The sequence below is a fragment of the Candidatus Krumholzibacteriia bacterium genome, assembly GCA_035649275.1.
GTDB lineage: Bacteria > Krumholzibacteriota > Krumholzibacteriia.
This window is the reverse complement of the sequence record DASRJW010000061.1, coordinates 1-9,615: the sequence shown is the minus strand read 5'-3', so window position 1 is coordinate 9,615 and position 9,615 is coordinate 1. Positions and strand designations below refer to the sequence as shown.

The 9,615-nt window shown below is 66.4% G+C and carries 7 protein-coding genes; 1 reads left to right on the top strand and 6 read right to left on the bottom strand.

The annotated features are described in order from the left end of the window. On the top strand, positions 1-325 hold a 325-nt coding region (locus tag VFE28_06250), incomplete at its 5' end, for an STAS domain-containing protein (GenBank protein HZM15585.1). Positions 326-424: 99 nt separating this feature from the next. Here the strand turns inward: VFE28_06250 and VFE28_06245 are convergent. From VFE28_06245 to VFE28_06220, 6 genes are all read right to left on the bottom strand, one after another. After that, positions 425-841, bottom strand: coding sequence for a hypothetical protein (locus tag VFE28_06245; GenBank protein HZM15584.1), 417 nt, complete (start codon positions 839-841; stop codon positions 425-427). A 162-nt stretch (positions 842-1,003) separates the two neighbouring features. Beyond that, positions 1,004-4,087 carry an efflux RND transporter permease subunit gene (locus VFE28_06240; protein ID HZM15583.1) on the bottom strand — a complete coding sequence of 1,028 codons (3,084 nt, stop codon included), beginning with the start codon at positions 4,085-4,087 and terminating at the stop codon, positions 1,004-1,006. 16 nt (positions 4,088-4,103) lie between these two features. After that, the gene (locus VFE28_06235) at positions 4,104-7,232 is read right to left on the bottom strand and encodes an efflux RND transporter permease subunit (GenBank protein HZM15582.1); all 3,129 of its coding nucleotides are present in this window, start codon (positions 7,230-7,232) and stop codon (positions 4,104-4,106) included. Continuing rightward, the gene (locus tag VFE28_06230) at positions 7,232-8,206 is read right to left on the bottom strand and encodes an efflux RND transporter periplasmic adaptor subunit (GenBank protein HZM15581.1); all 975 of its coding nucleotides are present in this window, start codon (positions 8,204-8,206) and stop codon (positions 7,232-7,234) included. The genes VFE28_06235 and VFE28_06230 overlap by 1 nt, the downstream gene beginning before the upstream one ends. Before the next feature lie 425 nt (positions 8,207-8,631). Then, a complete protein-coding gene (locus VFE28_06225; protein HZM15580.1) occupies positions 8,632-9,141 on the bottom strand; it encodes an O-acetyl-ADP-ribose deacetylase in 510 nt (169 codons plus the stop codon). Positions 9,142-9,235: 94 nt separating this feature from the next. Further along, on the bottom strand, positions 9,236-9,615 hold a 380-nt coding region (locus VFE28_06220; protein HZM15579.1), incomplete at its 5' end, for a hypothetical protein.

Genomic DNA, 9,615 nt, shown 5'->3' with positions numbered 1-9,615 from the left:
TCGCAAGAACGCCCTTCTCGTTCGCGCCGGGGGGCATCTGACCGAGAACGCCGCCTCCGAGCTCCTCGAGCAGATCGAGCAGGAGCTCCGGCCTGCGCCGCGCAACGTGATTCTGGATCTGACCGGGGTGGAATCCATGTCAGCCGGGGCGCTGCCGTACGTCTTCCGCATCCAGCGGCAAGCTGGAGCCACGGCCAACCGTTTCATCTTGGCCGGGCGGTCCGCGGCGGTGCAGCGCTTGCTCGAGGTGACAAAGGTCGCAGGCGCGTTGGAGCACGCCCGCGACGAGTCGGAAGCGGCGCGCACCGTGGGCGCGGAAACCTGAGGCCCGCGGAACCGTGTCGAGTGGAAGCTGATCCCTGTGCCGGGCGCACGGTCGCGCGCGACTCCGGCGGCAAGGAATCGATAGGTCGCTAGCCCTCGGTCAGAAGCCCCGGCCGCTCAGCCTTACATCGCGCGTGTAGATGGTGTTGCCGGCGACGTCACGGACGATCACCCGCATCGTAGCCGTTTCGTGACCCCCGAAGAAGGCCGAGGGGCGGAAGCCCACCACGTGCGTGCAGCTCGCGCCCGGCAGGAGCGTGGATGACTCCGTGAGCGGGCAGGTCGATTCGATCTGGCCGGGGGAGAAATCGTCGCCCACGAAGACCTGCTCGACGAAGACGAGAACCGCTTCACTGCTCCTGTTGGTGACGGTGAAGCTTTTCTTCGTTTCCGTCTCGTAGGGATGGCTGCCGAACTGGACATGGGTCGGATCGACGTCGACAGGCGGCGGCGCGGCGCTGGCGGCGGAAACGAGCAGTGCTACCGTGCTGAGGGCAGAGACGAAAAGACGCGGCATGAATCCTCCTTGCGTGCGAAGAGAGCGCACATCCGTGCAATTCCGATTGTACCGCACGCCGCGCCGGCCGGTACAGGGCGCGTCGCGTTAAGAACGCGTGAAGGCCAGTGGCCCTGCCGTCGGTGCGGAGAAACCGTTCCCGTTGGTGCCAGAACCGAGTTTTCAGTCTGCGAGGACTACCTGCTTGCGGCGCAGGCGTAACAGCCGAGGGAGGCGCCGCGCCTGCCGAGCCAGCCAGGCGTTGGAGTCCTCGACCAGCGTCGTTGCCGTGGGCAGCAGGATGAGGGTGAGGAACGTCGACAGGGTCAATCCACCCATGATGACCAGCGCCATGGAGTAGTAGTACACGCCGCCCAGCGACGGCTTTTGCACCACCATCGGCACCAGCGAAATGAGCGTGGTGAAGGCGGTCATGAGAATGGGGCGGAGCCGCTCGCGGCAGCCGCGCAAGAGGGCCTCGTGGCGGGGCAGTCCCTCGCCGCGGTAGTGGTTGACATGGGCGAGCATGACGATGCCGTTGTTGACCACGGTGCCGATGAGCAGCAAAAGACCCACGGCTGCAGGTTGGTCAAGGTCTGTCCCGGTGGCGAAAAGCGTCCAGAAAGCACCGGCGAGCGCAAACGGCAGGGCGAGGAGCAGCGTCACCGCTTGCCCCGCGGATTCGAACAAGGAGGCCATGACCACGAAGATGAGCAGCAAGGCGAGGAGCAGATTGGTCAGGAACTCCTGCGTCTTCTCCTTGCGGCGTTCCTCCCAGCGGCCGAACGTCCAGGAGTAGCCGTAGGGGAACTGCATGCCGTTCATGGCGGCGGTCACGAGCGGGAGATAGTCCTCGCGAGCGCCCTCCTCGAAGCGGGCGCCGGCCCACACGCTGGTCAGGCGGTTGTCCCGGTTGATATCACGGTCCCCCGTCGTTTCCTCGAACTCCGCGAGGGAGGCGAGCGGGATCTTCTCCCCCTGGGCGTTCCAGATGGGCAGGTTGCGCAGCTGCGCCACGCTCTCGGTTTCCTTCTCGTCCAGAGTCACCCGCATCTCGCGCTCGCCATCGGCGGTGCGGAAATGCTGCATCCGCTGGCCGCGGTAGGTGAGACCCACCACCTGTGCAGGTTGCAGGGCCGAGACGCCCATGCGGGCGGCACGCTCGCGGTCGATCTCGACGTGGATCTCCTGCCGGCGCTGCTCGCTGCCGGCGAAGGGATCGAGGAGCCCGGGGATCTCGCTGAGACGGCGCTTGGCCTCGTCCGCCAGCTCGCCGAGGACCTCGGAGTCTTCACCGACGAGCTGCAGAGCGATGCGCTTGCCCCGGTCCTGGCGCCAGAACTGATTCGATTCCGCCACTTCCAGCTTGAGCCCGGGGATCTCGGGCAGCAGCCCGCGCAGCTGCCCGCGCACCGTAGCGATGTTCGCCTCGTTGGCTTCGCCCTCCTTCAGGTACACCCGCGTCATGCTCCAGTAGTCGCTCCAGAAGCTGTAGATCGAACGCGCCATGAGCTTGTCGCGGTGGGGCTCGAGGGCATGCTCCACCCGCCGGACGAACTCCTCTTTCCGTTCCAAGCCCATGTTCTCGCTGAACTCGTAGTTCACCTGGACGAAGAGCTCGCTCTCGTTGGTGTCGAAGTTCTTGTCCACCTTGGTGAAGGGGACATAGGCGGAGCCGAGCGCAGCCAGGAGGATCACCGGCGTCAGCCAACGGTGCCGCAGATTGAATTCGAGCAGCCGCTGGTAGATCGTTTCGGTCCGGATCATGCCGCCGGACTTCGGCCGCGGGCGCGTCTTGATGAACCACGAGGTGGCCAGGGGGATGAGCGTCTGGCTGATGAACAAGGAGGCCAGGATGACCACGCAGACGCTGATCCCGAGCTCCTTCAAGTACACGTTCATCTCGCTGGGCTTGTTGTAGATGAGGGGCAGGAAGACGATCACCGAGGCCAGGGTCGCGGCGATGACGGCGATGGAAACCTCCCCGGACCCGCGGCGGGTGGCTTCCTTCTGATCTTCCCCCAGTTCCTGGTGGCGGAAGATGTTCTCCATCACCACGACCGCATTGTCCACCAGCATGCCGATGGCAACGATCAAGCCGAGGAGCGTGAGCGTGTTCATCGAACCGCCCCGCGCCCAGACGAAGCCGCAGGCCACCACGATCGAGAAGGGGATGCAAGACACCGAGACGAGGGTGGTGGGGATGCGGCGCAGGAAGGCATAGAGCACCAGCGCCGCCAGGATGGCCCCGAAGATGCCGGTGATCATGAGGTCCTGGAGGGTCTTGCGGATCTCCTTGCCCTGGCTGAACCAGGTGAGGAAGTTGACGCCTTCCAGCTCGGGGTCGTCGTTCATCGCCGCGATGCGCTTGTCCACGGCGTCGCACACCTCGACCGTGTTGGCCTTGGACTCCTGCGACACGGTGACGCCGATGGCGAAGTCGCCGTCCAGGTGCCGGCCGTACTCCAGGGGCGGCTCCTCGTAGCGGACCTCGGCCACGTCGCGCAGCCGCAAGCCGTCCTCGCGGATGGGGAAGTTCTGGATCTCCTCCACGTTCTTGAAGGATCCCACCATGCGCAGCGACCAGCGCGAGTCGCCGTCGGTGATCTTGCCGAGGGACTGGTCGAAATTGGAGCGTTGCAGGACGGTGATGACCTTGCGCACGTCCACGGCGTGCGCTTCCAGGGCCTCGACATTCAGGTTGATGCGCACTTCCTTGGGATTCACGCCGTCGAGGCGGACGCTGGCGACTCCCGGGATCCTCTCCAGGGGCTTGACGATGCGGCGGTCCAGCAGGTCGTAGCTCTCGCTCAGGTTGCGCTTCGAGGACAGGCGGCCTTCGATGATCGGCCGGTCGGCCTCGCGGGAGTCCCAGTTGTTCGACACCATGATGTCGCCGATGTCGTCGGGCAGGTCGCGCCGGATGCGGTCGATCTTCTGCCACACGTCCGTGCGCGCCACCTTCATGTTCTGCGACCAGTCGAATTCCAGCCCGATCGTGCCCCCCTGGTCGCCGATGTGGGACCACATGTTGCGCAACCCGCTCACGGAGCCCAGGGCTTCCTCCACCGGGCGGACGATGAGGCGCTCCACCTGCGCCGGCGAAGCGTTGGTGTACGGGAGCTGCACGAAGAGCATGGGCTGCTCGACATCCGGCAAAAACGCCAGGGGGAGGCGGAAGAGCGCCACCGTCCCGAGGACGGCGAGGCTCACCACCACCATCAGCATCGACACGTGTCGTTTGATGGCGAATTCCGGCAGCGTCATCGGGCACCTCCCAGCATCATGCAGTGTGATCCGACCGGCGCGCCAGCGACTGCGCGGGCAGCGGCGTCTCCACGGTGACCCGCGAAGGCACGAGGACGTAGAGCGCCGGGATCACCACCAGGGTGAGCAGCGTGGCCACCGAGAGCCCGGAGAGTACGGTGATGGCGAGCGGCGCCCGCAGCTCGGCGCCTTCCCCCCAGGCGACCGCCATCGGCACCAGGCCGAGCACGGTGGTGAGCGCGGTCATGAGAATCGGGCGCAGGCGGATGTGACCGGCGCGTACAACCGCTTCTGCCTTGTCGAAGCCGGCGCGGCGCAGGCGGTTGACGGCGTCGATGAGCACGATGGCGTTGTTCACCACGATCCCCACGAGCAGCACCACGCCGATCAGCACCATGACGCTGATCGAGGTCCCCGTGAGCAAGAGCCCGGCGACCACGCCGACGATGCCCAGCGGGATGGTGAAGAGCACGATGAAGGGATGGATGAACGATTCGAACGTCGCCGCCATCACCAGGTACACCAGGAAGATGGCGAGGATGAGAGCGAAGCGCAGGCTGGCGAAGGAAACCTGCATCTCCGCATTCTGGCCACCGATCTCCGAGCTGATCCCCGCCGGCGTCGGCTCTTCGGTGAGGGTGCCGCGGATGGCCTGCACGGCAGAGCCCAGGCTGCGCCCTTCGAGGTTGGCGCTGATCACCGCGGCGCGCTGCTGCTGCAAGCGGTGGATCTCCGCCGGGCCCTCGTCCACCTTCACGTTCGCCACCGAGACGAGACGGATGGCGCCGCCGCCGGGGCCGGGGAGGACGAGGTTGCGCACGTCCGCCACCGAGGTCCGGTCGGATTCCTGGTTGCGGATGCGCACGTCGATCTGCCGGTCGGCCTCCTTGTAGCGGGTGGGAACGACGCCCTGCACGCGACCTTGCAGCGTCTCCGACAGCGTCCCCAGGTCCAGGCCGAGGGCCGCCACACGATCGCGGTCGAAGACCACCTGCAGCTCCGGGTTCCCCGCTTCGAGGGAGGAGCGGACATCCACCAGGCCGGGGATGGCGCCCAGCCGGCGCGACAGATCGATGGAGTAGTCCCGAAGTATTTCCAGGTCCTCGCCATAGAGGATCAGCTCGATCGGAGTCTTGAGACTGAAATAGGAGGGCCGGCCGAACCGCGCCTCGACGTCGGGCATGTCGTCGAAGCGCGCTCGGAGCGCCTCGGCGACCCCCGCTTCGACGGCATCGTCGGTGCGGTTGGCGAGGCGGACGTTGACCTGCCCGAAGTGCTCTCCCATGGCGTTCATCGACATCCCGCCCGAGACGAGGCGGCTGCCGACGCGGGAGTAGGTTTGCTCGATGTCGGGGTTCGCCGCCGCCGCCGCTTCGATCTCTGCCACCACCCGGTTGGTGGCGGCCAGCGAGCTGCCCTCGGGCAGCTTGATCTCGAAGAAGAACTCCCCCTCGGTCAAGGGCGGGATCAGCTCGCTGCCGATGAAGCGGAGCGATCCGACCGCGACGACGAAGAGCGCGAAAGCCACGCCCAGCGTGGCCCAGGGCCGTGCGATCGCCCGGCGGACGAGGCCATCGTAGTAGCGGGAGAACCTGCCCAAGGTGAGGCGACTGGCGTCGCCGACGTCGTCGTCCTCCTCGCCGAGGGAGATCGGCGGTCCCTCCAGGTCAGCCTTGCGGATCGCGGGCCCGAGGGCGCTCAGCATGGGGATCAGGGTGAGGCCGACGATCAAGGAAGCGATCTGGCTGATGCTCACGGTGAGCGCTTGGTCGCGGAAGAGCTGTCCCGCGATGCCTTCGACGAAGACGATGGGGAGGAAGACCGCCACGGTCGTGAGGGTGGAGGCCACCACCGCGGCGGCCACCTCGTCGGCCCCCTCGAGAGCGGCGCGCCCCAGCGACAGCCCGAGCTTCTTCTTCCGGTGCACCGCTTCCAAGACGACGATCGAGTTGTCCACCAGATTGCCGATGCCGAGGGCGAGGCCGCCGAGGGACATGACGTTCAAGGAGATGTTCATGCGGTACATGAGCATGAAGGTGGCAACGACGGAGATTGGGATGGTGGCGGCGATGATCACGGTGCTGCGTACCTCGCGGAGGAAGAGGAAGAGCACCAGGATGGCGAGAATGCCGCCGTAGAGGGCGGAATCGCGCACTTCCTTGATCGACTGCTCGATGAAGTGCGATTGATCGAAGAGGATCGAGAGCTGGTGGCCCTCGGGCAGCTTCTTCTCCCACTCCGCCAGGCGCTCGCGCAGCCGGCGCGACACCGTCACCGTGTTGGCGTCGCCTTCCTTGAAGGCGGCGATCTCGACGCATTCGTTGCCGTCGACGCGGGTGATTTCCTCGCGCTCCTTCGTCCCTTTGCTCACCTTGGCGACATCCCGCAGCCGCACCACGGCGCCGGCGCGGTCTTCGATGATGACGCCGCCGATCTCGTCCACGGTGTCGAACTCGTTCAGGGTGCGGATGAGGAAGTGCGAGTCGGCGCCCCGGAGCGAGCCCCCGGGCATGTTCACGTTGGAGACGCCGACGACCTCGCGCACCCGCTGCAGCGGGATGCCCAGCGCCGCCAAGCGCTCCTGGTCCACGTCGACGTGGATCTCGTCCTCGAGCCCGCCCTTCACCTGCGCCGAGGCGACGCCCTTGATGGTCTCGAGGTCGAGCTTGATCTTCCGTTCCGCGAGGTTGCGCATAGCGTTGAGCTCGCCCTTGCCGGAGAGGGCGATGCGCATGATCGGATCCAGGGAGGGATCGAAGCGGAGGACGATGGGCTCTTCGGCTTCTTCCGGGAGGATGAGCCGGTCGAGCTTCTCCCGCACCTCCATGGACAGCATGTCCATGTCCGAATCCCAATCGAACTCCAAGGTGACCTCGGAGACGCCGGGCCGGGAGACGGAGTGCACCGACTTGAGGCCGCGCAGCACGCCGACGGCCTCTTCCACCGGGCGGGTGACGAGGTTCTCGACCTCCTGCGGGGCGGTGTCGGGGAAATCGGTCTGCACCGTGAGGGAGGGATAGGAGATGTCGGGGAACAGCTCCAGCGGCAAGCGCTGGTAGCCGACGATGCCGAAGGCGGTCACGGCGAGGGATGCCATCACCACCGTGACGCGACGGCGGACCGCGCCTGCGATGAATCCGCGCATCAGGGACCCTTCGCCACGCGGGTCGTATCGGGAATCTGAGCGGCGCCGTCGCCTTCGAGCACCTTGATCGCGGAACCATGCTTGAGCGAACGCTGGCCCTTCACCACGACCCGCTCACCCACGGTCACGCCCTTGGTGATCTCGGCGTTGGCATCGTCCTGGAAGCCGACCTCGACGATGCGACGCTCCACCGTGCTGTCGGCGGTCACGAACACTGCTTGCTCGCCGCGATCGTTCACCAGTGCGACCTTCGGGATCAAGGTGCGCTGCAGCCGGCGTTCGGTGACGATGCTCACCTGGGCGAAGTCGCCGGGACGCACGCCGTCGGGATAGTCGTTGATCTCGAGGGTGATCTTGATAGTGCCGCTGGACGGATCGATGGTCGGGCTCACCAGCCGGATGCGCCCCTGCAGCTTCGTCCCGTTGCTCTCCAGGACGAGATCGACGGGCTGGCCGGGCTCGAGCTTGTTGAACTCCTTGGCCGGCACGTGCACGCGGGCAAGCAACGGCGTGAAGTCGGAGATCACGAACAGAGGCGTGGTGGCGTTCACGTTCTGCCCGATGTTGACGCGGCGGGTGACGACCCGGCCCGAGAACGGGGCGGTGACCCTTGTATAGGAGAGATTCAGCCGCGCCATGCCGGCAGTGGCCTGGGCGCCGGCCAGGTTGCTCTTTGCCGTCTCGAACTCTTCGGCCGAAACCATCTCCTGTTCACGCATCTTCTGGATCCGCGCCAACTTGGCTTCCAGGTCGGCCTGGGTTGCCTCGGCCTGCTGGAGGCGATAGCGGTACTCGTCGTTGTCGATCAGGAGGAGCTCGGCACCCTCGTTCACCACGTCGCCTTCCTCGCAGAGGAGCTTCTGGACCACGCCAGAGACCCGGGAAAGGATCTCGGCCTCCTTGTCGGCGGCGAGGGTCGCCGTGGTGGTGTAGTAGCTGGCGATCTCGCCGGCGTGGACGAGTGCTACGGCCACGGGGACCGGGGGATCCTTTTTCGCCGGTGCCTGCCCCTGCCCCTGGGCCCCGCCTGCTGCTCCCGGAGCCGCTTTGGTCTGGCCGGCGCCGTTGGATTTGTTGCAGCCGGGCTGGAGGGCCACGCCCGCAGCCAGAAGGGCAGCGAGCACTGCGGAGACGACGGGCGCTCTGGTCTCACGGGTGGTCCAGCTCATTCCAGAACCTGCTCTCGCTGGGGACTGGCCCGGCTGCAGCCTTCGGGCCCTCTGCGGCACTCGATCCCGGACGCCTGGCCGGAGACCTACGGAGTCCAGGGATACGTCATAGTACGCCCTGAGCGGCAATGGGTTGCACGAAGCTGCCCCTCGGGTCGTTGCTGACTATGACTGCGGACCGGGGTCATGGTTACAAACTGGCCGGGGCCCGAGGCCTCCATGCATCCCGTTCAGGACGACCGCAAGAGCTGCTCGTACACCGCCAGGTCCGCAGGGGAGAAGCAAACGAAGACCACGCGTTGCACCGACGTGGGCTGGTTCAGACAGGACCGGACGGTCTCGACTGCGACCGCCGCCGCCTGCTCGATGGGGTAGCGGTAGGCCCCGGTGCTGATGCTCGGGAAGGCGATGGATCTCAGACCATGTTCCGAGGCCAGGGCCATCGAGCCCGTGTAGCAGCTGCGGAGCAAGGTCTCTTCGTTGCGGGTACCGCCCTTCCAGAACGGGCCCACCGCGTGGATCACGTATTTCGCCGGCAGGCGGTATCCCCGGGTCAGACGTGCCTCCCCCGTGGGGCAGCGCCCGACAGTGCGGCACTCCTCCTTGAGTTCGGGACCGGCGGCGTGGTGGATGGCGCCGTCCACGCCGCCGCCTCCGAGCATGGCCTCGTTGGCGGCGTTGACGATGGCGTCCACCTTCTGGCGCGTGATATCGCCCAAGACGGCCTCGATCGTACCCACGTTCCTCCATTTGGAAGAAGGTTTTCCTGGGCGGCGGCAAGCGCTCGTCCGCCGGCGCCATGGTACTGGCTCGATCCCGACGGCGCCGCGGAATTCAACGTTCCACGATGCTCGGCGGCGGTCGTTCACTCGGAGGGCTCGGCAGCTTCCACAGGACGAAACCGGGCATGGTGGGATGTCCGGTCTCCCGATCCAGGCGCGCCACGATGGCCGTGTCGAGAAGAACCAAGCTGCCGGCGGCGCGGCGCGAGCGAGGTGCGAAGATCTCGACACGCCAGCCCTCGCTCGTCCGCGTGGCTTGCACCCAACCGTCGCCGTGTCGCACCCGTGGCGGGTAGGGGCCGAGGAAATGATCGATGTTGCGGGAGCGCAGATACGGCGCGATGCCGAGAGCCACGATCTCCTCGTCGTAGGCGTAGTCGCTCACCAATCCGTCCTCCGGCAAGCACGGCTGGTCGGAGAAGTAGGCCACGG